Source organism: Streptomyces sp. NPDC007875 (assembly GCF_042868035.1).
GTDB classification, from domain to species: Bacteria; Actinomycetota; Actinomycetes; order Streptomycetales; family Streptomycetaceae; genus Streptomyces; species Streptomyces antimycoticus.
In genome coordinates, this window is record NZ_JBIADZ010000001.1 from 509,774 (window position 1) to 535,083 (window position 25,310).

23 protein-coding genes and 1 pseudogene are annotated in these 25,310 nt (G+C 71.3%); 11 read left to right on the forward strand and 13 right to left on the reverse strand.

Going from position 1 to position 25,310, the window contains the following annotated elements:
• Nucleotides 1–64 precede the first annotated feature (64 nt).
• The 3 genes from fxsT to ACFYOY_RS02120 form a co-directional block, all read right to left on the reverse strand.
• Nucleotides 65–3,370 (reverse strand): FxSxx-COOH system tetratricopeptide repeat protein, encoded by a 3,306-nt coding sequence (gene fxsT / locus ACFYOY_RS02110; protein ID WP_351880076.1) that lies wholly within the window; start codon nt 3,368–3,370, stop codon nt 65–67.
• A 208-nt stretch (nt 3,371–3,578) separates the two neighbouring features.
• The gene (locus ACFYOY_RS02115; RefSeq protein WP_351880073.1) at nt 3,579–3,959 is read right to left on the reverse strand and encodes a MerR family transcriptional regulator; all 381 of its coding nucleotides are present in this window, start codon (nt 3,957–3,959) and stop codon (nt 3,579–3,581) included.
• A gap of 182 nt (nt 3,960–4,141) precedes the next feature.
• The gene (locus ACFYOY_RS02120) at nt 4,142–4,912 is read right to left on the reverse strand and encodes an SDR family oxidoreductase (protein ID WP_351880070.1); all 771 of its coding nucleotides are present in this window, start codon (nt 4,910–4,912) and stop codon (nt 4,142–4,144) included.
• Between the two features lie 126 nt (nt 4,913–5,038).
• Between ACFYOY_RS02120 and ACFYOY_RS02125 the strand changes: the two genes are divergently transcribed.
• On the forward strand, nt 5,039–5,221 hold the full coding sequence (locus ACFYOY_RS02125) for a DUF6104 family protein (protein WP_078643568.1): 183 nt from the start codon (nt 5,039–5,041) through the stop codon (nt 5,219–5,221).
• 109 nt (nt 5,222–5,330) lie between these two features.
• Here the strand turns inward: ACFYOY_RS02125 and ACFYOY_RS02130 are convergent, their stop codons facing one another.
• Nucleotides 5,331–6,146, reverse strand: coding sequence for an AfsR/SARP family transcriptional regulator (locus ACFYOY_RS02130; RefSeq protein ID WP_351880066.1), 816 nt, complete (start codon nt 6,144–6,146; stop codon nt 5,331–5,333).
• A 22-nt stretch (nt 6,147–6,168) separates the two neighbouring features.
• The gene (locus ACFYOY_RS02135; RefSeq protein ID WP_351880063.1) at nt 6,169–6,852 is read right to left on the reverse strand and encodes a TetR/AcrR family transcriptional regulator; all 684 of its coding nucleotides are present in this window, start codon (nt 6,850–6,852) and stop codon (nt 6,169–6,171) included.
• A 148-nt stretch (nt 6,853–7,000) separates the two neighbouring features.
• Here ACFYOY_RS02135 and ACFYOY_RS02140 point away from each other — a divergent pair, with 148 nt between their 5' ends.
• Nucleotides 7,001–7,621 (forward strand): malonic semialdehyde reductase, encoded by a 621-nt coding sequence (locus tag ACFYOY_RS02140; RefSeq protein WP_351880060.1) that lies wholly within the window; start codon nt 7,001–7,003, stop codon nt 7,619–7,621.
• 107 nt (nt 7,622–7,728) lie between these two features.
• On the opposite strand, the gene ACFYOY_RS02145 is transcribed toward ACFYOY_RS02140, so the two are convergent.
• The 3 genes from ACFYOY_RS02145 to ACFYOY_RS02155 are packed head-to-tail and all read right to left on the reverse strand — an operon-like array spanning nt 7,729 to nt 11,992.
• The gene (locus ACFYOY_RS02145) at nt 7,729–8,127 is read right to left on the reverse strand and encodes a nuclear transport factor 2 family protein (RefSeq protein ID WP_351880057.1); all 399 of its coding nucleotides are present in this window, start codon (nt 8,125–8,127) and stop codon (nt 7,729–7,731) included.
• A 15-nt stretch (nt 8,128–8,142) separates the two neighbouring features.
• On the reverse strand, nt 8,143–9,087 hold the full coding sequence (locus tag ACFYOY_RS02150; RefSeq protein ID WP_351880054.1) for an NAD(P)-dependent oxidoreductase: 945 nt from the start codon (nt 9,085–9,087) through the stop codon (nt 8,143–8,145).
• Between the two features lie 55 nt (nt 9,088–9,142).
• Complete coding sequence (locus tag ACFYOY_RS02155; RefSeq protein ID WP_351880051.1) at nt 9,143–11,992, reverse strand: non-ribosomal peptide synthetase; 2,850 nt, start codon at nt 11,990–11,992, stop codon at nt 9,143–9,145.
• A gap of 384 nt (nt 11,993–12,376) precedes the next feature.
• Here ACFYOY_RS02155 and ACFYOY_RS02160 point away from each other — a divergent pair, with 384 nt between their 5' ends.
• From ACFYOY_RS02160 to ACFYOY_RS02170, 3 genes are all read left to right on the forward strand, one after another.
• Nucleotides 12,377–13,234, forward strand: a complete 858-nt coding sequence (locus tag ACFYOY_RS02160; RefSeq protein ID WP_351880048.1) for a DUF4097 family beta strand repeat-containing protein — start codon at nt 12,377–12,379, stop codon at nt 13,232–13,234.
• Nucleotides 13,234–14,319 (forward strand): helix-turn-helix transcriptional regulator, encoded by a 1,086-nt coding sequence (locus tag ACFYOY_RS02165; protein WP_351880045.1) that lies wholly within the window; start codon nt 13,234–13,236, stop codon nt 14,317–14,319. Before ACFYOY_RS02160 ends, ACFYOY_RS02165 begins: the two co-directional genes overlap by 1 nt.
• A gap of 183 nt (nt 14,320–14,502) precedes the next feature.
• The gene (locus ACFYOY_RS02170) at nt 14,503–15,282 is read left to right on the forward strand and encodes an antibiotic biosynthesis monooxygenase (protein ID WP_351880042.1); all 780 of its coding nucleotides are present in this window, start codon (nt 14,503–14,505) and stop codon (nt 15,280–15,282) included.
• A 137-nt stretch (nt 15,283–15,419) separates the two neighbouring features.
• Here ACFYOY_RS02170 and ACFYOY_RS02175 read toward each other — a convergent pair whose 3' ends face one another.
• Nucleotides 15,420–16,382, reverse strand: coding sequence for a zinc-binding dehydrogenase (locus tag ACFYOY_RS02175; protein WP_351880039.1), 963 nt, complete (start codon nt 16,380–16,382; stop codon nt 15,420–15,422).
• A 176-nt stretch (nt 16,383–16,558) separates the two neighbouring features.
• Nucleotides 16,559–17,791: an NADP-dependent malic enzyme gene (locus ACFYOY_RS02180; RefSeq protein ID WP_351880036.1), complete on the reverse strand. Its 1,233-nt coding sequence runs from the start codon at nt 17,789–17,791 to the stop codon at nt 16,559–16,561.
• A gap of 508 nt (nt 17,792–18,299) precedes the next feature.
• Here ACFYOY_RS02180 and ACFYOY_RS02185 point away from each other — a divergent pair.
• From ACFYOY_RS02185 to ACFYOY_RS02195, 3 genes are read left to right on the forward strand one after another with little or no spacing between them, the layout of a single operon-like run.
• The gene (locus ACFYOY_RS02185) at nt 18,300–19,253 is read left to right on the forward strand and encodes an ABC transporter substrate-binding protein (RefSeq protein WP_351880033.1); all 954 of its coding nucleotides are present in this window, start codon (nt 18,300–18,302) and stop codon (nt 19,251–19,253) included.
• A 43-nt stretch (nt 19,254–19,296) separates the two neighbouring features.
• A complete protein-coding gene (locus ACFYOY_RS02190; protein ID WP_351880030.1) occupies nt 19,297–20,238 on the forward strand; it encodes an amino acid ABC transporter permease in 942 nt (313 codons plus the stop codon).
• 5 nt (nt 20,239–20,243) lie between these two features.
• Entirely contained in the window at nt 20,244–20,996 is a 753-nt protein-coding gene (locus ACFYOY_RS02195; protein WP_059147812.1) for an amino acid ABC transporter ATP-binding protein, read from the forward strand.
• 76 nt (nt 20,997–21,072) lie between these two features.
• On the opposite strand, the gene ACFYOY_RS02200 is transcribed toward ACFYOY_RS02195, so the two are convergent.
• Nucleotides 21,073–21,849: a class I SAM-dependent methyltransferase gene (locus tag ACFYOY_RS02200; protein ID WP_351880028.1), complete on the reverse strand. Its 777-nt coding sequence runs from the start codon at nt 21,847–21,849 to the stop codon at nt 21,073–21,075.
• A gap of 110 nt (nt 21,850–21,959) precedes the next feature.
• Between ACFYOY_RS02200 and ACFYOY_RS02205 the strand changes: the two genes are divergently transcribed.
• A complete protein-coding gene (locus tag ACFYOY_RS02205; RefSeq protein ID WP_351880025.1) occupies nt 21,960–22,622 on the forward strand; it encodes a CGNR zinc finger domain-containing protein in 663 nt (220 codons plus the stop codon).
• A gap of 104 nt (nt 22,623–22,726) precedes the next feature.
• Here ACFYOY_RS02205 and ACFYOY_RS02210 read toward each other — a convergent pair.
• Nucleotides 22,727–22,987 (reverse strand): annotated as a pseudogene (locus tag ACFYOY_RS02210) (S24 family peptidase); the annotation flags it as partial.
• 160 nt (nt 22,988–23,147) lie between these two features.
• On the opposite strand from ACFYOY_RS02210, the gene sodN reads away from it, so the two are divergent.
• On the forward strand, nt 23,148–23,543 hold the full coding sequence (sodN, locus tag ACFYOY_RS02215; protein WP_027747995.1) for a superoxide dismutase, Ni: 396 nt from the start codon (nt 23,148–23,150) through the stop codon (nt 23,541–23,543).
• Nucleotides 23,544–23,658: 115 nt separating this feature from the next.
• Here the strand turns inward: sodN and ACFYOY_RS02220 are convergent, their stop codons facing one another.
• Entirely contained in the window at nt 23,659–24,219 is a 561-nt protein-coding gene (locus ACFYOY_RS02220; RefSeq protein ID WP_351880021.1) for a TetR/AcrR family transcriptional regulator, read from the reverse strand.
• Nucleotides 24,220–24,349: 130 nt separating this feature from the next.
• Between ACFYOY_RS02220 and ACFYOY_RS02225 the strand changes: the two genes are divergently transcribed.
• Complete coding sequence (locus tag ACFYOY_RS02225; protein ID WP_388584267.1) at nt 24,350–25,276, forward strand: NmrA family NAD(P)-binding protein; 927 nt, start codon at nt 24,350–24,352, stop codon at nt 25,274–25,276.
• The last annotated feature ends 34 nt before the right edge of the window (nt 25,277–25,310 follow it).

A 25,310-nucleotide genomic window follows, 5' to 3' on the forward strand; every position in this document is an offset into this window, starting at 1 on the left:
CCGGAAGGCCCGGTCCCGCGCTGCGCGGGGCCGGGCCTTCCGGCCGTTCGGGGTGCCCTTACGGTCAGACGGGCAGCGGCTCGAAGTCCCAGACGGAGCGGGTCCAATCGCGGGCCGCCATGGTCTCCGGGTGATCCGGCCCCAGGACGGCCTCCAGGCCATCCAGGGCCACCTCCTCGATCACGTCCGCCTCGTCGCGTCCGCCACGGATCACCCGCAGATCCGCCGCCAGCCCGATCTGGGCCAGCAAGGTGAGCGGATGCCGTTCGCCGAGCGCCTCGGCGGCGCGCCGCGCGGTCTCCCGGCTCATGGCGCAGGCGTCCTCCGGCTGCCCCATCGCGTGGTACCTGGCGGCGGTGTTGAGCGCGATCCCCAGCGTCCAGGGGTGGCGCTCGCCGACGGCAGCCGACATGTCCGTGAGCGAGGCGTCCAGAGCCCTCACCGCGAACCCCGTGGGCAGAGTGAGCGCGTGGTTCGCGCGGGCGCCGATGGTGTACGGGTGCCGATCGCCCAGAGCGGCCCGGTAACGAGTCACGGTCTCCTCGGCGACGCTCCCGGCCCGCTCCAGGTCGCCCTCGCGCCGCAGGACGCGGGGGACTCCCGTCCCGATCATCAGCGTCAGCGGGGCGTCCTCGCCCAGCAGGCGCGTCGCCCGATGCGACAGGGCATGGATGTCGGTGTCGCGGCCCTGATCGCACAGCCACAGGTGGTACTGGGCGGCCATGGTCGACGGATGCCCGGCGCCCAGGATGGCGCGATGCCGCTCGGCGCTGGGCGCCTGCAGCGCCAGAGCCTCCTCGTGGCGGCCGGACAGCCGCAGGTCGTACGCGTGCTCCGTCTCGCAGGCCAGCGTCACCAGCGCCGCCGGGCCCAACTCCGCACGCGCGCTGTCCAGCGTCCGCCCGGACAGCTCCGCGGCCTCGGCGTAGGAGCCGAGCATCCGCAGCGAGTGGGACTCGCTGCGCTGGGCGTTCCGCGCCTCCGCACCGTCCATCGGACACTTGACGGCGCACAGGTCGCGCTGCCGGCGGGCGAGTTCGTACGCCTCGTCATAGCGGGCCAGGCCCCGCAGATCCGTGCCGAGCCGGGCCATCGCGACGAGTGTGCCCGGCGCGTCGGGCCCGCCCAGGCTCTTCAGCACCGCCCGGTCCAGCGCCTCGGCGGCGGCGTAGTCCCCGGTCTCGCGCAGCAGCGCGGCCCGGCGGGCGGCCAGTTCCGGATAGTCGCCCGCCGCGCGTTCGGCGAGATGCGTGCCCGTCTCGTGGTCGCCGCTCAGGGTCAGGTAGGTGAGGAACCCGACGACCAGCCGACGCGAGGCGGCGTCCGGTGACTCCAGCGCGCCCGACTGCTCCAGGTACGGCACGAGCCGGGCGTAGCGCGGCCACGCCGCCGGATCGTCCGGGCGCCGCGGATCGGCCGCGACGAGGGCGCCGCGGACGACCCGGGCGTCCTTCTCCCGCTTGTCCTCCGGGGTCCGCCGCCGCACCGCGTCCCGTACGAAGCGGCTCATCCAGACCGCCTCGTCCTCCAGCGTCGACCACCGCATCACGGACCACTGGGCCAGCTTGCCGATGGCCAGCTCCAGTTGGCTGGGGTTCTCCAGGAGCGCCGCCACCGCCGGGGAGACCTGACCCGCCGGGATGGCCCGCAGCAGGGCGAGCGGCACCGGGCCGGGGCCGAACAGGGCGCACACGCGCAGCAGTTCCGCCGCCGCCTTCGTGGTCTCGCGCAGCCGGGTGATCAGGTCCTTGAAGGCGGCGTGGTACGGCATCGGGTAATCGGCGGCGGGCCGTACGGGGTTGGGCTCGCCGTCGCTCACCATGCGCACGTACTCGGCGACGGGCGTGAACGCGCCGTCCAGCCAGCCCGCCGTCTGGTCCAGCGCCAGCGGCAGGTCCTCGACGGCCGCCGCCAGCCGGTCCGCGTCCTCAGAGCCGATGCGCGGCGCCCGGCGGCGCACGAGGGCGACGCTCTCCGTCCGGTTCAGCGGCGGGACCTCCAGCAGCCCGGCGTAGTGGTCGGCCCAGGCCCGGTTCCGCGAGGTGATCAGCACATGGCCGCCCCCGGCGGGCAGCAGGCCGGCGATGGCCTCCGGGTCGTCGGCGTCGTCCAGGACGATCAGCCAGCGCCGGTACGGATCGCCCCGGCGCAGCGCCTCCAGCGCGGCGCGGGCCAGGTCCGCGTCCTTCGCGTCCTGACGGACGCCGACGTCCCCGAGCACCCTCACCAGCACGGGGGCCAGCGCGGCGAGCCGCGCCTCCAGCGCGGGCCGCCCGTCCACGGTGCTCCACCAGACGACGTCGTACCGGGCGGCGAAGCGGTGGGCGTACTCGGCGGCGAGCTGGGACTTGCCGATGCCCGGCGGCCCGACGAGGGCGACCACGGCGGTGTCGGCGGGGGCGGCGTCCAGCCGGTCGTACACCTCGGTGAGCAGCGCGTCCCGCCCGGTGAACCGCGGATTGCGGCGCGGCACACCACCCCAGACGTCGGGGACCTGTCCGGAGTCCACCGGTGTGCGGCCGCCGGGGTCCGCTTCGCCGCCCCGTAACGCCGCCAGCTCCCCTTCGAGCCGCCGGGCCCGCTCCTCCGCGGCGATCGCCTGTTCCTCCGCGAGCCACAGCCGGTGCGAGACCGGGTCCTCGGCCGCGGTCTTCGCCCCGGCCGCCTCCTCCTCCGTCTGCAGCTGGTGTTCCAGCGCCTCGCACCGCCGCTCGGCGTCCAGCGCCTGCCGCCGGGCCTGGGTCAACGCGTCCCGCAGGCGGGCGACTTCTTCCCGCAGCCGGTCCCGTTCGGCCGTCAGGTCCTCGCGCTCCTGCCGCAGGCGGTCCAGCTCCGCGCTCCGGGCCTCGCGGTCCGCCGCCGCGACCGCGATCCGGCGCTGCTCGACCTCCATCTCGGCGATGCGCTGTTTCCGCACCAGCAACGCCTCCGAGAGCGCCTCCGCCCGCACCTCGGCCTGCTGGCGCTGCCGGTCGGCGTCGGCGAGCTGGTCGCGCAGCCGCTGAAGCTCCCAGCCGACCTTGTTGGTGGCCTGCAACGCACGGCGTTGCAGGGTGTGCACATGGGCCATCACCTCGGTCGAGGAGGGCCGTCCGGTGGCCTTGGCGGCATGGGTGAGGAGCTGGTCCACGAATTCGGCGGGCGGCACCACGGTGCCGTTCAGATAGCGCGAGACGGTCCCGGCGTCGTAGTGCAGCCGTACGGCGAAGACCCGCAGCGACACCCCCACCGCGCCGAACAGCTCCCGCAGGCTCTCGGCCAGCGCCCGGCACTCCGGTCTCACCTGCTCGGGGATCGGCTTCAGATCGCCGATCCGCCGCTCCGCCCCCGACTCCGGCACCAGCTCCCCACCGACGGGTCCGTCCTCCATGGGTCGCCCCTCCCCCGTTGCGGCCGCTCTGCAACGCGTGCGGACTGCCGCAACGCCCCAGAGCCCGCACATCGTGAAACGTACCCCCGGCGCCTTGGCCGGTTTCACGAAAGCAGGTCAACGATGCCGAACCGCCACCGCCCCGCCCTTCTCACCCTCACCGCCGCCGTGCTCTCCGGCGCCGTCCGCGCGCTGGTGTCCTGGCTGCTCAGCCGGACGACGCAGTGACCGCGGCGCGGTCGCCGGAGGCGATGGCCAGCCGCTCGGCGAGTTCGTCGCGCACCCGCGCGAGGGTGGCGATCCGGTCGTCCAGGACGCTCAGGCGGCGGCGCCCGACGTTCAGCATGGCCTCGGAGGGGCGGCTGCTCGGCAGGTCGCCGTCCAGGCAGGCGCCGAAGTGCTCGATGTCCTCCAGCGTGAGCCCGGCGTCCAGCAGATAGCGGATGTTGGCCACCCGCTGGATCGCCTGCTCGTCGTAGATCCGGTAGCCGTTGACCGCGCGTGTGGAGCTCAGCAGCCCTCGCTCCTCGTAGAAGCGCAAGGCCCGGGTGGTGGCACCGGTGGCCTTCGCCAACTCCCCTATCCGCATGCGGCGACACTACCCGCGGCCAGTCGGCCGGCGCCTGGGCCCGGTCCGGTGGATCTTCGCGCCCGTGACATCAGCGGCTGCCGCCGCGGGACCCGCGGCGTCTGGTGCAGGGGCACCTCCCAGCGGTAGCTGGGGCGCCGTGCCAGACATCGCGGGCCCCGTGGAGATCCGCCAGAAGGGCCCTAGCCCACCAGCGCCCCGCCGTCCACGGGCAGGACGACGCCGGTGGTGTAGCCCGCCTCGGGCCGGGCGAGCTGGGTGATCCAGAAGGCGACCTCGTCCACCTGGCCGAGCCGCCGGAGCGGCACATGTTCGATCAGGGTCGTCCGCAGGGCGTCGATCTGCTCGGTGCCGAGCCCCTGGTGCCGCCCGATCGAGGTGGCGATGGGGCCGGGGGCCACACCGGCCACACGCACCCCACGCGGCGCGAGTTGCACCGCCCAGCTCCGTGTCAGGGTGTCCAGGGCGGCCTTCAGCGCGGCGTACAGCTCCGTGCCGGGCATCGGCCAGCCGCGCTGGCCGATCGCCGTGCTGACGTTGATCACGACACCGGCGCTCTCACTCAGATGCGGAACGGCGGCCTCGGTGAGGTACACCGGCGCGAGCAGGTTGACGGCGAGCATCTCCTCCACGGCTTCCCGCCGGATGTCCCCGAGCGGCGCCTGCCGGACCACGGCGGCGTTGTTGACCAGCACGTCGATCCGGCCGAACGCCTCCAGTGCGGTGTTCATGATCAGTTCGGCGGTGCCGGGCGCCGCGACGTCGGCCACCAGGGGACGGATGCCCGGCGCGTCGGCGGCCGTCTCGGCGAGCCGGGCCGCCGTCCGGCCGACCACCAGGACCTGGGCGCCCTGCTCGGCGAAGGTCCGCGCGGCGGCCCGCCCGATCCCCGTGCCCCCACCGGTGACGATCACCGCTGTGCCGTCGAAGTGTGCGGCTGTCATGTCTGTCATGCCAACGCACCGTAAACATTGACGTCCGCGTCAAGGTCAACTCCGGCGGCCCTCGGGTCGCTCACCGGGCCGCGGCGCCGCATATCCTGGGCGAGTAGATCCGCACCATCCCTTCCGGAGCGACCCTTGTACTTCACCGATCGCGGTATCGAGGAGCTGGAGCAGCGACGCGGCACCGAGGAGGTCACCTTTGAGTGGCTCGCCGAGCAGCTTCGGACGTTCGTCGACCTGAACCCGGACTTCGAGGTTCCGGTGGAGCGGCTGGCGACCTGGCTGGCCCGGCTCGACGAGGAAGACGACGACGTCTGAGGGCGAACGGCGGCTGAGGGCGAACGGCGTCTCAGCGCGACCACACCTGAGCGCGACGCCGCCTGAGGGCGACGCCGCCTGAGCACTACGCGGCCCTACCGGCCACGCGTCACGCCACCACCGGACCGCGCCCCGGCGCCCCCGCCTCGTGGTCCAGCCGGGGGTCGGACACCAGCACCGCCTGCTGCAGCCGCTGCAGCTTCGCCGAGGGTTCCAGCCCCAGTTCCTCCGTCATCGCCATCCGCAGCCGCTGATAGACCGTCAGGGCGCGGGTGCGCTGGCCGGAGCGGTGGAGGGCGAGCATGTACTGCCCGTGCATGCCCTCGTGGAATCGGTGCTCCACGACCAGTGAGGCGAGGTCGCTCAGCACCTCCAGATGGCCGCCGAGCCGCAGCCGGGTCTCGATACCGCGCTCGGTGACCGTGAGCCGGGACTGCTCCAGCCGGGCGACCTCCGCCTGCAGCGGGCGGCCGTGCGGGGTGACGTCGACCAGGGCCGGGCCCTGCCAGAGGGCCAGCGCCCGCCGGAAGGAGATGTCCGCCGTCCGCTCGTCACCGGCCTCCAGCGCGCCTTCGCCCTCGGCGACGAGGGCGCGGTACTCATGGACGTCGAGCTGGCCCGGCCCCACCACCATGGCGTAGCCCCCGGGCCGGGTCTGCAGCACATCCCGGGTGACGGCGGCCGACGGCATCCCCAGCACCTCGGCGAGCAGCTTGCGCAGATGCAGGATGTACGTCTGCAGCGTGGTCAGCCCGGTACGCGGCGGATGATCGCCCCACAGCTCGGCCATCAGCGACTGCACCGGCACCATCCGGCCGGCGTGGAGCAGCAGCAGGGACAGGACCTTGCGCGGCTTCATCGCGCTGGGCACCCCGGACCGGGCGCCGAGGCCGACTGTCAGCGGTCCGAGCACGCTCACCCGCATGGGTGGCACCTCTCTTCGGGCTTCATGGGCGGTAGGCACGGACGAGCAGGTCGGCGGCGCTTTCGCAGACGGCCGCGGCCGCCGCGTCGGCGAGCGGGCAGGTGCCGTACATCGACTGGTAGAGCCCCTGCTGGACGATCAGGGCCACGAACTGGCGGGCGGCGGTGGCCGGTTCCGGCACGTTCAGCTCGCCGCGGCCGGTGCGCCGGTCGAGCATCTCGGCGAGGTAGGTCACCAGCTGCTGGGGCTCTCCCTCGGCGCATGCGGGGCGCAGCGAGGGGTGGCGGGCCACCTCGGCGATGACCAGGCGGCGCAGTGCGGAGGCACGTTCGTCGAGCAGTACGGCGAGCACCCGGTGGCCGAAGTGGACCAGCGCGGTGCGGGAGTCGCCGCCGTCGTACGCCTCGGGGGGCTCGGTGCCGTCCGGTCCGAGGGCGCACGGGGAACCGGCGGCGAATCCGGTCGCCACCCGCTCCCGTTCCTCCTCGACGGCGGCGATGAACAGCCGTTCCTTGTCGCCGAAGTGGTTGTAGACGGTCTGCTTGGACACACGGGCCTCGTCCGCGATGACGTCCACGCTCGCCCGGTCGTATCCCTCGCGCAGAAAGACGGCCACGGCCGCCTCCAATATCGCCTGCCGCTTGGCGGGCTGGGGGCCCGCGGGCCGCCCCGCGGCGCTGCGCCGGGGACCGCTGTCCGTCCGCAACGGCCCAACCTCCTCGCTCCGAGCCGGTCTTGCCCTCGATGGACGTGTGAGTCTAGCCTTCGTTTACTGCAATGGACTAGCCCGTCCAGTCCAATTAATTCATCGGCAGATCATGTCGTTTCCTCACCGCTACACAAGGAGAGCCCCCATGAGCGCACCGGAGAGCAGCGGGCCCCTGAGCCCTCTCACCCTGGCGCCGGAGGCGCAGCGGCAGCTGTTCCTGGAGGCCCGGACGGCCAACACGTTCACCGACGAGCCGGTGACGGACGAGCAGGTCCGCGCCATCCACGAGCTGGTCAAGTACGCGCCCACCTCGATGAACCAGCAGCCGCTCCGGGTGGTCCTGGTGCGCTCGGAGGAGGCCCGCGCCCGGCTGGTGGCGCATATGACGGGGCGTAACCAGGAGAAGACGGCCAAGGCGCCGCTGGTCGCGGTGCTCGCCGCGGACCTGGACTTCCATGAGGAGCTGCCGCGGCTGGTGCCGTTCATGGAGAACCCGCAGCAGATCTTCGCCGACCCCGGCATGCGGGAGGCGTCGGCACACTTCAACACCGCGCTGCAGGTGGGCTACTTCATCCTGGGCGTGCGCGCGGCGGGGCTCGCCGCCGGGCCCATGATCGGCTTCGACCACGCGGCCGTCTCCAAGGAGTTCTTCGAGGACGGGCGGCACGCGGCGGTCTGCGTGGTCAACATCGGCAAGCCGGGTCCGGACGCCTGGATGGGCCGGCTGCCGCGGCTGGAGTACGAGGAGGTCGTGCGCACCGTCTGAGACCTCCGCCGGGAGAGTCGGCCGCCCGCTTCACCGCGCCGAGGGGCGCGGGAGCGGGCGGACCGGTGGGGGCCAGGGGACCCCCATGAGCGGTGACCGGTCTCGGCTCAGCTCTCGATCAGTTCATGGAACGCCACGGTGTCGAAGATGTCCTCCATCCTCGCCGCCTTGCCGTCCCGCATCGTCCACGAGTGGACGAAGTCCAACGTCACGGTCGTACCGCGGCGCGAGGTCACCTCACGGGTGCCGAACACCACGACCCGGTCGCCCTGTTCGATGAACTCCTTCGGCTCGAGCTTCATCCCGCCCAGCACCGTCGGCACATGGGCGAGGAATTCCTTGATCCCCGCATGGCCCAGCTTGGTGCCGCCGAGCCCGTACGCGGCCATCCCCTCCGGATGGACCCACTCCACATCGGGGTGCATGCCCGACAGGATCCCCTCGATGTCGCGGTCGCGGAAACCCGCGTAGGAGGCGCGGATGGCCTCGATGTTCGCTGATGCCATGGTGGTCGCCACTCCTCAGACGGCGGTGTGCCGGGGCTCGGTCGGAAGGTGCTCGGGGTGGAGCGCCTGGAGCGTACGCCGCACGCCCTCGCGCCACGGCACCCGGCAGGGTCCGGTGATCTCCCGCCGCCGGGTGGGGTCGAATTGATAGGTCTCACGGGTGACCTCGCTGGGCACGAGCCGGGCCCGCACCCCCGTGAGCTCCTCCAGATGGCGCACGCAGTCGGTCATCCCGACCGCCTCGTCCCCGCCCCAGTTGACCAGCGTGGCCGGGGCCGAGGCGGCCTTCCACAGATGGGGGACGTGGGCGACGAGATCGTCGGTGTGGAGGAGCGAGCACCAGTTCTGGCCCTCCATGGGCACCGGTATCGGCTCGCCCGCGAGCATCCGCTTGAAGTAGAGCATCGGCACTCCGCCGTAGCCGCCGGGGCCGTAGGCGATGTTGAGCCGGGCGATGGTCGTCGGCAGGTTCAGCACCTGGGCGAACGCCCGTGCCGCGCCCTCGGCGGCGATCTTGCCCACCGGGTAGGCGGGCAGCCAGTCGGCCACCCCGTCGACGGGGTCGTCCTCCGTGTACGCGTGGTCGAGGGTCTGCCGCTTGTAGAGCGCTCCGGTGGAGACGAAGAGGAACGCCTCCGCCCGCCGGCAGTGGCTCATCAGCCGTCCGGTGGCCACCGAGTTGACCTCGATGGCCGCGTTGACGTCGCCGTCCTCACCGCGGCGCACGGCCGAGTGGAAGACATGGGTGAAGTCGTCCGGCAGCCCCTCGTACGCGGCCGCGCCCAGGTCGTTCATGTCCCAGTGGAACGTGGTGATCCCCTGGTCGTTCAGCTCCTTCTCGACACCGGGGGTGCCGAACCGGCCCAGACACCACACCTCATTGCGCTCGGCCAGTGCCTCGGCCACCGGCCGGGCGACCTGTCCGGTGCCCCCGGTGACCAGGATCTTCTTGCCTTCCACCCTGCTCTTCTCCTTGTGCCTGGCCCGCTCGGGCCGCTGCCCGGCCCGCTCGGGGCTATGCCTGGCCCGCGGTCCGGGCCCGGTCGGCGTCGCCCAGCGCACGGTCGAGTTCCCTGCGCAGAACCGCCTGGAAGGCCGCGACATGCCGCGGGCCCATCAGTGTGTAGTGCTCACCGGGTACGTCCAGATACCGGTTCGGCTCCGTGGTGTGCTCGTCCCACCGGCGCAGCTCTTTCTCCAGCCAGTCCTCCTTGGTGCCGCGCAACGGGATCGCGTAGAAGACCGTCATGGACCGGGTGGTGCCGCTGGGGTGGTAGTCGCGGCCCAGGGTGGTGAGGCCGTGGGCCAGCTCCGCCCAGGCGGTGAACGTGTCGAGGTCCAGGTCGAGTTCGTCCAGCCGGCCGCGCGGGGCGATCCGCAGCAGATGAGCGAGCTGCTCCTCGCGGGGCAGGGGGCGCAGCTCGGCGGGGAGGTCGAGCGACTGCTTCTTGTTGATCAGGTCGAGGAAGAAGGCGAGGTTGGTCGCGGTCTCGACGAAGTCGAGCTCCTCCATGCGGTACTTGATGTGCGGCGGAAGGTTGAAACTGCCGACGAAGTCGACCCGCTCGCCCTGGGCCTCGAGCGCCTTGGCGATCTCGAAGGCCACGGCGCCGCCGTAGGAGTAGCCGGCGACCGCGTAGGGGCCGTGCGGCTGGCGGGCGCGGATGGCCTCCACATAGCACTCCACCATCTCCGCGAAGCTGGTGAAGGGCTTCTCGTGCGCGTTGAAGCCACGGGCGCGCAGCGCGTAGAACGGCCGGTCGCCGACGAAGTACTTGGCGAGGTTGACGAAGACCAGCACCTCGCCGACGCCGGGGTGGACACAGAACAGCGGGGTCTTCTCGCCGCCGGTCTGCAGCGGTACGACCGGGTCGTACACGGCGGCTTCGGGCGCGCCGCCGTCGCCGAGCCGGGCCGCGAGCTGCCGTACCGAGGGCGCCGTGAGCACCGTGATGACCGGCAGGTCCGCGACGCCCAGGCGCCGGTGGACCTGGCGCCGCAGTCGCAGGATGTCCAGCGAGGTGCCGCCCAGGTCGAAGAAGCCGGCGGTGGCGCTGATGCGCTCCGGGGCGGTGTCGAACATCTCGGCGTAGATCTCGGCGAGGATCCGCTCGGTCTCGCCCTCCGGCGGGGTGTGGCCGCCGAGCCGGCGGGTGGTCAGCTCCGCGACCCGCTCGATGACGTCGTCGAATCCGCCGGACTCCAGACGCTGGCGCATCCGCCGGCGCAGCGTCTTGCCGAGGCTGGTCTTGGGGAAGGCGTCCTTGGGCAGCGGCAGGATGAGGTAGGGCCGGAAGCCCCAGTGCATCACGACGGTGGAGCGCACCGCGGTGATCATGCGGTGCAGCCCGGCCTCGTCGTCGTCCGCCGGTTCGGGGCTGACGGCGATGACCAGCTGCTCGGTGTCGCTGCCGGGGCGGCGGGTCGGGAACGCCGCCACAAAGCCGCTGGCCACGTCGTCGAGCTGCTCCAGGGCGGCCTCTATCTCATGGCTGAAGTAGTTGACGCCATTGACGATGACGCTGTCCTTGTTGCGTCCGACGAGGGTCAGCCGGCCCTCGTCGATCCGGCCCAGATCGCCGCTGCGGAACCAGCCGTCGGGGGTGAAGGCCGCCTCGGTGGCCGCCTCGTCGTGGTAGTAGCCGGTGGTGATCATCGGCCCGCTGAGCTGCAGCTCGCCGATCTCGCCCGCGGGCAGCGCCCGGTGGTCGTCGTCGGCGACCCGGATCCGCAGCCCCTCGACGGGGGTGCCGAGGTTGGCGAACTCCTGGCCCACGTCGGTGACCGGGAACGCGCGGTTGTAGATCGATCCGGCGCAGGTCTCAGTCATGCCGAAGGCGGGCCAGAGGGCTCCCTCCCGCAGTCCGTACGGAGCGTAATGGGCGAGAAATGCCTCACCGGTCGCGACGACATTCGCCTCACCGCCGCTGACGATATGGCGCAGCGCGCTGAGATCGAGCCCTTCACCGCCCGCCGATATCTCCTCCGCTATCTCATGGACGGAGGAATTGAGCGGGCCGAGGAGGAAGTTCGGCGTAAAGGTCATCGTGACCTTGTGGCGAGAGATGATCCGGAGGAACCGCAGCGGCTCCTCGAGAATGACCGCGGCTTCCGCGTGCAATTGCTCGGCGCCCACGTACAGCGGCAGCATATGCGCTTCCAAGAGCGCGGCCACATGATCGTAGGAAATCCAGTTGAAGGTGGTGTCTGCGGCAGTGAGATGTTGTTTCCCCGCCTTTCCGGCCATCGACGCCAGGATATTTCCATGGGTGAGCGTGACTGCCTTGGAATTCCCGGTGGAGCCGGAGGTCAGCACCAGCAGGGCGAGATCCTCCGGGGCCGCGGAGTGCACGGCGGGCGGCTGCCCGCGCTCGGTGTCGGAGGGGTCCGCGGCCTCGTCCCGCAGCTCCTCCACCACGGCCACCGCGAGTCCGGGCACCTCCGGCAGCTCGGCGCGCATCGCCTCGGTGGTCACCAGCAGGGGACCGCCCAACAGACCGTTGACATGGGCGAGTTGGGCCGACCAGCGGGCCGGGTCACCGGAGATGGGCACCATCGGGCAGGGCACGAACCCGCCCAGCAGGCAGGCCCAGAGGACGGTCAGGAATTCCGGCTGGCGGTCCAGCAGCAGAGCCACCGTGTCCCGCGGCCGCAATCCCCGGCCCCGGAGTGCGGAGAGGAGGTCGAGCGCCGATTCCAGAAGTTCCGGGTAGGGCTGCCGTACGGATTCGCTCGCCGTGGGCCCGACCAGATAGCGCACCCCCGAATGGGCGTGGTCGCGCGCCGCCCGCAACAGCAGCTGGGCAACCGAGAACGGCTCCGGGCCTTCCTCTGGTGCCGAGGTATTCAAGGGTTGTGACGTCATTCCCCCCACGGCCCTCTTCCTTTCCGATTCTGAGGCCACGAAGGTAACAGTCCCGAACATTTGTCTCCATGACGCTCTACCGGCGCTCTAGCGAGACTCTAGCGAGGAATTCCCGGGGAGGAGGATTTTCTCGAAGAAGGGTGATCCGGTCCACCGAGAACGATGGCTGCACCATGCATCTGTCATCGGCTCGCGCGATTGTGCGCAGATGCGCGGGCGTACCGGAGGCGCCCGCCGCCGGGGCGGGCGACAGCCGAGCACCACCCTCCCGGGCGGGGCCGACCCGGGCTTGACTCCGCAGGACCGCGATATATCGTGTTCAGTAGAGACGCGATATGTTGCGTCGTCGTGACGCGTCGCACGTCCAGTCAGGGGAGGCCAGGGATGTCAGCCGGATCACAGTGGTCGATCACCGCGCCACAGAAGCTCACCTTCGACGACCCGGTGTCGACCCTCGACGTCCGCATCGCGGGCGGCACGGTCAATGTGGTCGGCACCGGCCATGGTCCCGCCCGCCTCGAGGTCTCGGAGATCGACGGCCCGGCGCTGAAGGTCAGCCATGTCGACGGCACCCTGAGCGTGGGCTATGACGACCTCCCCTGGAAGGGCTTCCGCAAGTGGCTCGGGCAGTGGAACCGCACCGCCCATGTCACCCTCACCGTGCCCGTCGGCACCAGGGCCACGGTCGGCGTGATCGGGGGCTCCGCCGTGGTCTCCGCGCTGGCCGGACGCGCCGAACTGCGCGGTGTCACCGGCGACTTCACCCTGCTCGGGCTGACCGGGCCGGTGCGGGCCGAGACCGTCTCCGGCCGGGTCGAGGCGCAGGCCGTCACCGGCGATCTGCGGTTCCACTCCGTCTCCGGCGACCTCACCGTCATCGAGGGCTCCGGGCCCTCGGTACGGGCCGAATCGGTCAGTGGCGATATGGTGCTCGATCTCGCCCCCGCCCCGAAGTGCTCCGACATCAACCTCACCACCGTCTCCGGGGAGATCGCCATCCGGCTGCCGCACCCCGCCGACGCCGAGATCGAGGCCAACACGGCCACCGGCTCGGTCTCCAACGGCTTCGACGATCTGCGGGTCAGCGGCCAGTGGGGGGCCAAACGGATCACCGGGCGGCTCGGGGCGGGCAAAGGCAGCCTCAAGGCCACCACCGTCTCGGGCGCCATCGCGCTGCTGCGCCGTCCGCCGTCCGAGGACGACACGGACACCACCGACGGCACCCAGGGAAAGGTCCTCTGATGCCCCCCGTATTCGCTCACGGCCGACTGCGCCTGTATCTGCTCAAGCTGCTCGACGAGGCGCCGCGCCACGGCTATGAGGTCATCCGTCTGCTGGAGGAGCGGTTCCAGGGGCTGTACGCGCCCTCGGCCGGCACCGTCTATCCGCGGCTGGCCAAGCTGGAGGCCGAGGGCCTGGTGACCCACACCACCGAGGGCGGCCGCAAGGTCTACTCCATCACCGACGCCGGACGCGCCGAACTGGCCGACCGCAGCGGTGAGCTGGCCGATCTGGAGCTGGAGATCCGCGAGTCGGTCGCCGAACTCGCCGCCGAGATCCGGGAGGACGTCCGCGGCTCCGCGAGCGATCTGCGGCGGGAGATGCGAGAGGCGGCCCAGCAGGCCCGCGCCTCGGGCGGCACCGGCGGCAGCCAGGACAAGCACGGCCCGTGGGAGGGGCCGTGGGGCGACAAGGAGACCTGGCGGCAGGCCAAGGAGGACATGCGGCGCGCGAAGGAGGAGTGGAAGGAACAGGCGCGCCGGGCGAAGGAGGAGAGCCGGCGGGCCCGGCAGGACGCCCAGCGCGCCCGTAAGCAGGCCAAGGACGCACAGGACTTCGCGCGCGAGGAGGTCCAGCGGATCGCCCGGCGGGTCCAGGAGCAGACGCAGGAGCACATCCGGGCGGGCGACTGGCAGCAGGCGGTGCGCGAGGGGCTGGCCGAGGTGTCGCGCGGGATGAGCCGGATCTCCTGGCAGGGCACCTCCCGCTCGGACTGGGGCTGGGACGACGAGACCTCCGGGCCGGAAACCAAGGTCGAGCGAATGGACATGACCAAGCCGAAGGGCGGCGGCGAGGAGGAGAAGCCGACCGGCGGGGACGGCGACAGCGGTACGGCCGGAGTTCAGGAGCCCGAGTGGGCCAAGGACTTCACCCCCTCGGGCGCCCCGGCCCGCGACCTGGAGCGGCTGCTCGACCGGCTCCGCGACGACATCCGCGACGCGGCCCGCGACCACGGGGTGACGGAGGCCCAACTGGCCGACGCCCGCCACCACCTGGGGGCGACCGCGGCGCGGATCACCGCGCTGCTGCGAGGCGACCAGGCATAGGACCGGCTTCCGTCTCACTCAGGACGGCTTCTGTCTCACCCAGGACGGCTTCCGTCTCACCGCTTGACCTCAACCGCGGTTGAAGTTCCAGGATCGGGGTCGGAGGGGCGCACCACGGGGGGCGCCCCTCCGGCCCCGATCCCCTTTTCCTGCTCAGCTCTTCCCGACCGCGAGGAGACCGTCATGTCCGCCCTGCCCAGCTCCGGCCCGCTGCCCGATCTCACCCGGCCCGTGGGCGCCGCGCTGTTCAGCACCTGGAGCGTGGGCACGCCGGATCGGCAGCGGGCCGCGGTCGACGCCATCGCCGCCACCTGGGACAGCCGCCCCTGGCCGGCGTCCGAGCTGCTCTCCTACAACGTCTACGCCGGTACGGACGGCGATACGCTGATGCACCACTCCCAGTGGGCCAGTGAGGCCGCGTACCACGCCTTCGTCCGGACCCAGCGCCAGGAGCGCAACGACGCGATCGACAGCGCGGTCCCGGACGTCAAACGGCTCGGCCTCTCCTCGTACCGCCACTACCGCAGCTTCCAGGCACCGGCGGCCCAGGGCGATACGCCGGACCCCGGGCTGATCGTCGTCGTCGAGATCGACTTCGACGACCCCGATCCCGAGCTCCGCCGGTCCTGGACCGACCTGGTCATCGAGGCCCTGGAGACCGCGCCCGACCCGGGCCTGATCTCCGCCGACTTCCATCTGATCGTCGACGGCGAGCGCCATCTGAGCACCGACCGCGCCCGGGTGCTCAACTACGCCCGCTGGAGCAGCGCGGAGACCTACGAGGCGGCCATGGCGGCCGATGGGCCGCGCGGCGGCGGCTCGTCCCTCTGGGACCGGGTGCGCGACTTCCCCGGTCGGGTGGGGGCCACGTCCCGCTCCTATCGCTTCCGGCGGAGCTTCGTACCGCCGTCGGCGGCTTCAGCCCGGAATTCCGCGAATTCGCCGGAGCGCAAGGCCCGGTAGATCATCGCGCGGACTCCGCGCCAAAGCCTCCGGCATATGCTCGCCGCCCTCTCGGCGTAGGCCGGATCCGCCGGGGCCTGTTCGAATTCCCCCCGAATCCCCGGCCCCCATTGCGGCCGTGGAGGGCGGCACGGTATTCAGACCGTCAATACGACCTTGCCGAAGAGATCGCCGCCCGCCATCTTCTCGAACCCCTCACGGGCCCGGTCCAGCGGCAGCACCGAGTCGATCACCGGTCGTACACCGCGGGCGGCGCAGAAGCTCAGCAGGTCCTCCAGCTCGTCCTTCCCGCCCATCGTGGAGCCGACGACCTTCAGCTCCAGGAAGAAGATCCGGTTGAGCTCGGTGGCCTTCGGGTTGGGGCCGCTGGTGGCGCCGGAAATCACCAGGGTGCCGCCGGGCTTGAGGGACTTCACCGAATGCGACCAGGTCGCGGCGCCCACCGTCTCGATCACGGCGTCCACCCGGCGCGGCAGCCGCTCCCCCGGTTCGTACGCGCTCTCGGCGCCCAGCTCGACGGCGCGGGCCCGCTTGGCCTCGTCACGGCTGGTGGCCAGCATCCGCAGCCCGCCGGCCGCGCCCAGCACGATCGCGGCGGTGGCCACACCGCCACCGGCGCCCTGGACCAGGACGCTGTCGCCGGGGCGCACCCCCGCGTTGGTGAACAGCATGCGGTACGCGGTCAGCCAGGCCGTGGGCAGGCAGGCGGCCTCCTCGAAGGAGAGCTCCTTGGGCTTGGGCAGCAGATTCCAGCTGGGGACGGTCACCTTCTCGGCGAAGGTGCCCTGGTAGCGCTCGGTGAGGATGGAGCGGGGCTCCTTCGGGCCGACGCCGTGTCCGCTCTGGCCGATGACGGAGTGGAGGACGACCTCGTTGCCGTCCTCGTCGATCCCGGCCGCGTCGCAGCCGAGGATCATCGGAAGCGACTCCTCGCCGAGGCCCACACCGCGCAGCGACCACAGGTCGTGGTGGTTGAGCGAGGCGGCCTTGACGTTCACGGTCGTCCAGCCGGGCCGCGCCTGCGGCTCCGGGCGCTCCCCCAGTTCGAGGCCGCTCAGCGGCTGGTCACGGTCGATACGTGCGGCATAGGCAGCGAACATGATCCCGACCTTAGGCGGCACGGCGACCCCACGGAACCACGCCACGGTGTGACCCCGCTCGCCCGCCGCGCACAAGCCCACGGGCCGGGCCGCCCCTCCGGATGAGGGGCGGCCCGGCCCGTGATGGCACAGCCCGTGATGGCACAGCCCGTGATGGCACCTGGCCCGGGCGGGCGTCAGCGGCGGGCGACGCCCTCCGCGCGGGCGGCCGCGGCGACGGCCGCGGTCACGGCGGGGGCGACCCGGTCGTCGAACGGCGAGGGGATCACCTTGTCCGCGCTCAGCTCATCGGCCACCACCGCGGCCAGCGCCTCGGCGGCCGCGAGCTTCATGCCCTCGGTGATCCGGGAGGCCCGGACCTGGAGGGCGCCCGCGAAGATGCCGGGGAAGGCGAGGACGTTGTTGATCTGGTTCGGGAAGTCGCTGCGCCCGGTGGCGACCACGGCCGCGTACCGGTGGGCGACGTCCGGGTGGATCTCCGGGTTGGGGTTGGCCATCGCGAAGATGAAGGCGCCCGACGCCATCTTCGCCACGGCGTCCTCCGGCACCGTGCCGCCGCTGACGCCGATGAAGACGTCGGCGCCGTCCAGCGCGGCCTCCAGGGACCCGGTGAGCCCGGCCTTGTTGGTGAACCCGGCCAGCTCGCGCTTGACGTCGGTGAGGTCCTCGCGGTCCTGGGAGACGACGCCCTTGCGGTCGCACACGGCGACATCGCCGATGCCCGCCTCGGTGAGGATCCGGGCGATGGCCACACCGGCGGCGCCCGCCCCGGAGATGACGGCGCGCAGCTGGCCCAGCGCGCGGTCCGTCAGCCTGGCGGCGTTGCGCAGCGCGGCGAGGGTGACCACCGCCGTGCCGTGCTGGTCGTCATGGAAGATCGGGATGTCGACCCGCTCCTGGAGCTTGCGCTCGATCTCGAAGCAGCGGGGCGCGGAGATGTCCTCCAGATTGACGCCACCGAACGAGGGCGCGAGCCGGGCGACGGTCTCCACGATCTCGTCCACGTCCCGGCAGTCGAGCGCGATCGGCACCGCGTCCACCCCGCCGAACTGCTTGAAGAGGATCGCCTTGCCCTCCATGACCGGGAGGGACGCCTCCGGGCCGATGTCACCGAGCCCCAGCACCGCGCTGCCGTCCGTCACCACGGCGACGACCTGGGACTTCCAGGTGTAGTCGTGGACGAGCTCGGGCTGCTCGGCGATGGCGCTGCAGACCTTGGCCACGCCCGGTGTGTACGCGAGGGACAGGTCGTCCCGGTCGCGCACGGGCACGGTCGCCTGGACGGCCATCTTGCCGCCGCGGTGCAGGGCGAAAGCCGGATCGAAGGGCTCTCCGCCGGTCACGCCTTCGGCTCCTTCGCCACTGCCGCTTGTGCTGTCGCTGCGAGGATTGACCATCTCCGCTGCCACTGTTTGACCCCTTTGTCGTTTTTCTGTCGAGGGTATCCGCCCCAGGTTCGGAGCGGGCGGGCACCGCGTCGTCCCATTCAGCGGATGACCACCGCATGGGTCTGGGTACGAACGCCGGGCGCGTCGCACACACGCCCTGAGCCCCGGGTGAGGGGTGCCGTCTGTTCTACCTGAAGCGCGCGTCGGGCGACGAGCGGGTTCTGGTGCGATGACGCCGGAAAACCAGGCATGACGACCGAAGGCGGGCGAATCTCCAGGGAAAGTCCATGCCTCCGTCACGCGCTGTTCTCCGCGTGATCATGAGCCCGCCCCGCGTCTCCGACTGCCGCTGTCCGGCCGGTACCGCTGTCCGGTTGTGCACCACGGGGATCGCCCGTTATCCGATTTTGACATGGCCAGCGGCCCGCACGGGCCCGTCCGATGACAAGATGCCCCAATCACACGAGATCGCGACACCCACAAACGTGTTCCCGAGATCTCGCCCCCTCACCCTGCCGGAGGAACCAGCATGACCGCCAGCTTCACGCCCCGTGGGGCCACCCTGAAGTCCCGGATGGCCTCCGTCGGCGCGATAGCGGTGGCAGGCGCCTTGCTGCTGACGGGCTGCGGCGACCAGACCGACAAGGCCACCGGTGGGTCGAACACCAACGCGGCCCCGCTCTTCAACCAGCTCCCCAAGGAGATCCAGAGCGCCAAGGTGATCAAGGTCGGCTCGGACATCAACTACCCGCCGGTCGAGTTCAAGAAGAACGGCGAGGTCATGGGCATCGACCCGGACATCGCCGACGCCCTCGGCAAGCAGCTCGGGGTGAAGTTCGAGTTCAACAACGGCACCTTCGACACCCTGCTCTCGGGCCTGCGCTCCAAGCGTTACGACATCGCCATGTCGGCCATGACCGACAACAAGGGCCGCCAGGAGGGTGTCGACCCGGACACCGGCAAGAAGGCGGGCGAGGGCGTCGACTTCGTCGACTACTTCACCGCGGGTGTCTCCATCTACACCAAGAAGGGCGCCAACACGGGGATCAAGACGTGGGACGACCTGTGCGGCAAGAAGATCGTCGTGCAGCGCGGCACCGTCTCCCACGACCTGGCCAAGTCCCAGTCGAAGACCTGCCAGAAGAACGGCAAGGGCAAGATCTCGGTCGAGGCGTTCGGCAATGACACCGAGGCCCAGACCCGGCTGCGCGGCGGCGGCGCCGTCGCCGGCTCCAGCGACTTCCCGGTCGCCGCGTACGCCGTGAAGACCTCCGGCGGCGGCAAGGACTTCGAGCTGGTCGGCGAGCAGGTGGAGGCGGCCCCGTACGGCATCGCCATCGCCAAGAAGAACACCCAGCTGCGCGACGCCATCAAGCAGGCCCTCGCCCTGATCATCGCAAACGGCGAATACGACAAGATCATCGCGAAGTGGGGCGTCAAGGAAGGCGCGGTCACCAAGGCCATCATCAACGGCGGCAAGTGATCCGGCCCTCCCCCGTCCCCGCTCGCGCTGAAAGGCACCATCCGTGACACAGAAGATCGAAAAGGCGGATCCGGCCGACGCCCCGCCGTCGGCGGCGCCGGAGAACATCAAGGCCATCCCGGTGCGGCACTACGGCCGCTGGGTCTCCGCGGTCATCACCATCGCCGTGCTCTTCCTGCTCATCTCCGCCTTCGCCCGCGGCGATGTGAACTGGGGCGCCATCCCGGACTACTTCTTCGACGGCGAGGTCCTCAGGGGCGTCCGCAACACCGTCTGGATCACCATCCTCTCGATGGTGCTCGGCGTGGTCCTCGGCATCATCCTCGCCGTGATGCGGCTGTCGAAGAACCCGGTGACCGCCTCCATCGCCTGGGGCTACATCTGGTTCTTCCGCGGCACCCCGGTCTATGTGCAGCTGCTGGTCTGGTTCAACCTCGGCCTGGTGTTCGACTACATCAACATCATGCCGATCTACAAGGACGAGTGGTCGGACTTCATGACCCCGTTCCTGGCCGCCCTGCTGGGCCTGGGCCTGAATGAGGCCGCGTACATGGCCGAGATCTGCCGGGCGGGCCTCCAGTCGGTCGACGAGGGGCAGTCCGAGGCCGCCCAGGCGCTCGGCATGAGCCACGCCAAGACGCTGCGCCGGGTGGTGCTGCCGCAGGCGATGCGGGTGATCGTGCCGCCGACCGGCAATGAGTTCATCAACATGCTCAAGACCACCTCGCTGGTGATCGCGGTGCAGTACTGGGATCTGCTGCAGGCCACCTCCGAGGTCGGCCAGAACTCCGGCGCCACGGCGGAGATGCTCTTCCTGGCGGCCGCCTGGTACCTGATCCTCACCTCCGTCCTGAGCGTGGGCCAGTACTACCTGGAGCGGTACTACGCACGCGGCTCGAGCCGCAGCCTGCCGGCCACCCCGTTGCAGCGGGTCCGGGCCAATCTGCTCTCCTTCAGCAACCGCTCCGGAGGTGTCGGCGCATGACCGCCATGGTGAAGGCCGAAGGCGTCCACAAGTCCTTCGGCCCGGTGCAGGTCCTCAAGGGCATCGACCTCGAAGTCGCGCCGCGCGAGGTGTTCTGCCTGATCGGCCCGTCCGGCTCCGGCAAGTCCACCTTCCTGCGCTGCATCAACCACCTGGAGAAGATCAACTCCGGGCGGCTGTACGTCGACGGCGACCTGGTCGGCTATCGCCAGAAGGGCGACAAGCTCTACGAGCTCAAGGACCGTGAGGTCGCCGAGAAGCGGCGCGACATCGGCATGGTCTTCCAGCGCTTCAACCTCTTCCCGCACATGACCGCGCTGGAGAACGTGATCGAGGCGCCGGTCCAGGTCAAGCGCGAGACCAAGGCGGTCGCGCGGGAGCGCGCGCTGAAGCTGCTGGACCGGGTGGGCCTCGCCGACAAGGCGGCCAACTACCCCTCCCAGCTCTCCGGCGGCCAGCAGCAGCGCGTCGCGATCGCGCGGGCGCTGGCGATGGAGCCGAAGCTGATGCTCTTCGACGAGCCCACCTCGGCGCTCGACCCGGAGCTGGTCGGCGATGTGCTCGATGTGATGCGAGGACTCGCGGAGGACGGCATGACGATGATCGTCGTCACGCATGAGATGGGCTTCGCCCGCGAGGTCGGGGACTCGGTCGTCTTCATGGACGACGGCGTGGTGGTGGAGTCCGGGCACCCCCGGGAGGTGCTGACCAATCCCCGGCACGAGCGGACGAAGTCGTTCCTCTCCAAGGTGCTGTAGGCGCTGTCACGGCCGTGAGGGCGGTACGGGCACCTGCTCGTACCGCCCTCGCGCCGCCCGCCCGCCGGTCAGGCGGTCACTTCAGCCCGAGCACCATCGCGTCCGAGGGCGAGCACCATACGGCCCGCGCCTCCCCGAAGCCCCCCTCGCGCAGCGCCTCGGCATGCCAGGCCACGGGCTGTGTCTCCCCGTCCGCGTGGTCGCCGTTGGCCGGATTACCGAAGATCGTGAACCGCTCGGCCACCGGTCCGGCCAGCACCTCGTCCCGTGCGGCCGCCTGCCACCACTCCGCCCAGTCCTGGGCGCCCTCGGCCTGGGCCCGGGCCTGCCGCTCCTTCCGGAACGCGTGGTCGGCGGCGTTGAGCCGGGGCGTGGCCGGATCGGGCATGTGGTCCGCGTTGAGGAACACCCCGCCCTCCCGCACGACGCCCGCGATCTGCCCGTACAGCACCCGCAGCTCGTCCGAGCGCAGCCAGTGGAGCGCCGTGGCGGTCAGGACGGCGTCGTATGTACGGTGCGGCAGCCGCCCGGTCCACCCGGGGTCGCGCAGATCGGCGGTCACGAACCCGGCGCGCGGCTCGGCCGCGAAGTGGCCGCGGGCGATCGTCAGCAGCGCGGGGTCGAGGTCCACGCCGGTGCTGGTGGCGCCCGGGAACCGGCGCAGCGCCCGGTCCGAGATACTGCCCGTGCCGCACGCGAGGTCGAGAATCCTCGGCTCCGGGCCGACGACGGCCTCGACCGCGTCGAGCATCACCCGGAACCGTTCCTCACGATCGGGGAGGTACCACTCCTGCTGCCGGTCCCAGCTCCGCTGCCACGCCTGCCAGTCCGCCACGGCGACGGTGTCCGTCATCGAGCCCCTCCAAGCCATGCGTCGTCATCTCCGGCGCAGCCGCCCCGTAATACCCTCGTAGGCAGAACGCCTCTTACCCGACTCTAGATGCCCCGTCGTAAGGACCACAAGTGGAACTGGCTTATTACTCGGATCTCGCCGTGCGCCTGGTCAACAGCGAGGAGCCAAGCCGCGGCACCGACACCCTGACCTCGGTGGAGGCCGTGCGGGCGCTCTTCGGGGAGAGTCGGCAGGCGGCCCGGCGGGCGACGGACGCCGATGTCACCCGGCTGAGGTCGGTCAGGGCCCGGCTGCGTGCCGTCTTCGAGGCGGCGGCGGGCGGCGACGAGGTGCTGGCGGTGGACCTGCTGAACGCGCTGCTCATCGAGTTCCCGGTGAGCCCGCAGATCTCCGGCCATGAGACCCGTGACGACGACGGACGCCCCAAGTGGCATATGCATATCGCGGACTACGCCGCCAACGCGGGCTCCGGATACGCCGCGACCGCCTCGATGGGGCTGGCCTTCCACCTCACCGAACTGGGCGCCGACCGGCTGGGCATCTGCGAGGCGTCACCCTGCCGCAACGCCTATCTCGACACCTCGACCAATCGATCCCGGCGCTACTGCTCCGACCGCTGCGCGACCCGCGCCAACGTGGCCGCCTACCGCGCGCGCAAACGCCTGGACGCCGAGCGGTCGGCCGGTGCCGAGCGCAGCCGGCGCCAGGACCGCGAGCCCACCGGCCGTACGGCGGACACCGCCCAGGAGACCAGCCCGGCCATGGACCGCTGACCGCCGCGCCCGGCACCCGGCCGCGGCCGCAGCCGCATCCATGCCCGGGCCACCACCAGCTCGTCCGGCACGACACCGAACTCCCGGCTGTCGTTCTCCACGTACGGGTTGTCGCCCTTGACCCACCAGCCGCCCTCGCGCCGCTCCACCGCGCGCTTGACGATCAGCAGGTCCTGCCGGAACGGATGGCGCACCACCACCACGTCCCCCGGCCGCACGGGCGCCCCGTAGCGGACCACCAACTGGTCGCCGGGGTACAGCGTCGGCTGCATCGACGGGTTGTACACCTCCGCGAGCCCGATCCGCAGCAGTCCGCGCTGGTCGCGGTCGGGCTCCTGCCCGCGATCGCCCAGCTGCTCCCGCATCACGGCACCTCCGGTTCTCAACCCCGCACCATCACGATCCCAGGCATCCCAGCCTGACACCGGACTTTTGACCTAAGCCCCCCGGGGCACCCGAGAAAAGGCTTCCCCCACGGAGTAATCTCGCACCTGAGAAGACGATCACGAATGGAAGGACAGCTCTATGCTCTCCCGCCTGTTCGCCCCGAAGGTTCAGGTCAGCGCGCACTGCGACCTGCCCTGCGGTGTGTACGACCCGGCCCAGGCCCGCATCGAGGCCGAGTCCGTCAAGGCCGTCCAGGAGAAGTACCAGGCCAACGAGGACCCGCACTTCCGTGCCCGCGCCACCGTCATCAAGGAGGAGCGCGCGGAGCTTGCCAAGCACCACGTCTCGGTGCTGTGGAGCGACTACTTCAAGCCCCCGCACTTCGAGAAGTACCCGGAGCTGCACCAGCTGGTCAACGACACCCTCAAGGCCCTGAGCGCGGCCAAGGGCTCGACCGACCCGGCCACGGGTCAGAAGGCCCTGGACTACATCGCCCAGATCGACAAGATCTTCTGGGAGACCAAGAAGGGCTGACCGCTCTTCCCTTGCATTGCCGGACCGCACCCGAGCCGCCCCGAGTGGCCCGGGTGCGGTCTTCGTTTTGGGGAACGTCCCTGACGGGCGCGGAGGTTGACCGACCCCCGCCCGCTCACCCGCGCGGGCTGATCCCCGCCACGGCCAGGCCCAGCAGCCGGTCCGCCTCGGCGGCGGGGTCCGGGTGATGCTGGGTGGCCAGCGCGATCCCGGCGATCAGCGTGACCAGATCGACCGCGGTCGTCCCGGGCGCCATCACGCCGGACCGCTCGGCTCGCCGCAGCAGCGGCTCACCCGCGTCGGCGAGCGTGTTCACGCAGGGGTTCGCATGCTCCGGATCGAGCTCCCCGTTCCGCAGCAGTGCGGTGGCCAGACCCTGCACCGAGGCGGAGTAGACGGTGAGCGCGCCCAGCCACTCCAGCAGCGCCGCCCGTACGTCCTCTTCCTTCGCGAGCTCCCGGGCGCGGGCGGCCAGGACCTCGATCCGCTCGCGGAAGACGGCCTCCAGGAGGGCGCTCCGGGTGGGGAAGTGGCGGCGCACGGTGGCCGAGCCGACCCCGGCGGTGCGGGCGATCTGTTCCAGGGAGGCGTCGGCGCCGTGGGCGGCGACCTCTTCCTCGGCCACGGCGAGGATGCGCTCGTAGTTGCGCCGGGCGTCCGCACGCTGGGCGGGCATGGCGTCACCTCCGGGTTGCTAAGTGGCGGGGCCCTCCGTATCGTACCGAGAGATAAATGGCGGGGCCCGCCGTTTAATGTCTGCACAGTCGATAAGTCGATTCAATACCCCATGCCCGAGGAGCAGCAGCATGCCCAAGAACTCCCCGACGTCCGCCCCGTCCGCCCCCGTTCTGGTCACCGGCGCCACCGGACAGCAGGGCGGCGCCACCGCCCGCGCCCTGCTCGCGGCGGGCGTCCCCGTACGGGCCCTGGTCCGCGACCCGGCCACCGAGCGGGCCAAGGCCGTGGCGGCGCTCGGCGCCGAGCTGGTCACCGGCGACCTGCTCGACCTCGACTCGGTGCGGCGGGCCGCCGAGGGGGCGCGCGCCGTCTTCTCGATCCAGATGCCGGATCTGAACGACCTCCAGGGCGACTCCGAGTGGGTCCAGGGACGCAACCTGATCGACGGCGCGCGGGACGCGGGGGTGGCGCAGTTCGTGCACACCTCCGTCTCGGGGGCCGGGCAGCACCACACCGCGCCCGGCTGGGCGGAGGGCCGCTGGGCGGCGATGGAGCACTACTACGCGACCAAGACCGGCCTCCAGGACCGGGTCCGCGAGGCGGGCTTCCGCCACTGGACGCTCCTCAAGCCCGCCTTCTTCATGGAGAACTTCCTGTCCCTGCTCCCGAACGGCCCCGAGGGCGGCCTGGCCACCGTCCTCGCGCCCGGCACCGAGCTCGCCCTCATCGCCGTCGCCGACATCGGCACGGCGGCCGCCGCGGCCTTCGCCGACCCGGAGCGGTTCCATGAGGTCGAGCTGGAACTGGCGGGCGAGTGCATGACGATGACCCGGGTCGCCGAGGTCCTCTCCGACGTCGCGGGCACCGAGGTGACCGCCCCGTCGATGACGGCCGACGAGGCGCTCGCCGCCGGGATGCCGGAGTGGGGCGTCGGGCACGTGTGGCTGAACGAGGCCGGCCAGCCCGCCCGACCCGAGTTCGCGCGCGCACTCGGCCTCCCGCTCACCGGCTTCGCCGAATGGGCCGGGCGGAATCTGCGGCCCGCGGCCGCCTGACCCGCCTGACCCGCCCGACCCTGAGGCGGCGTCC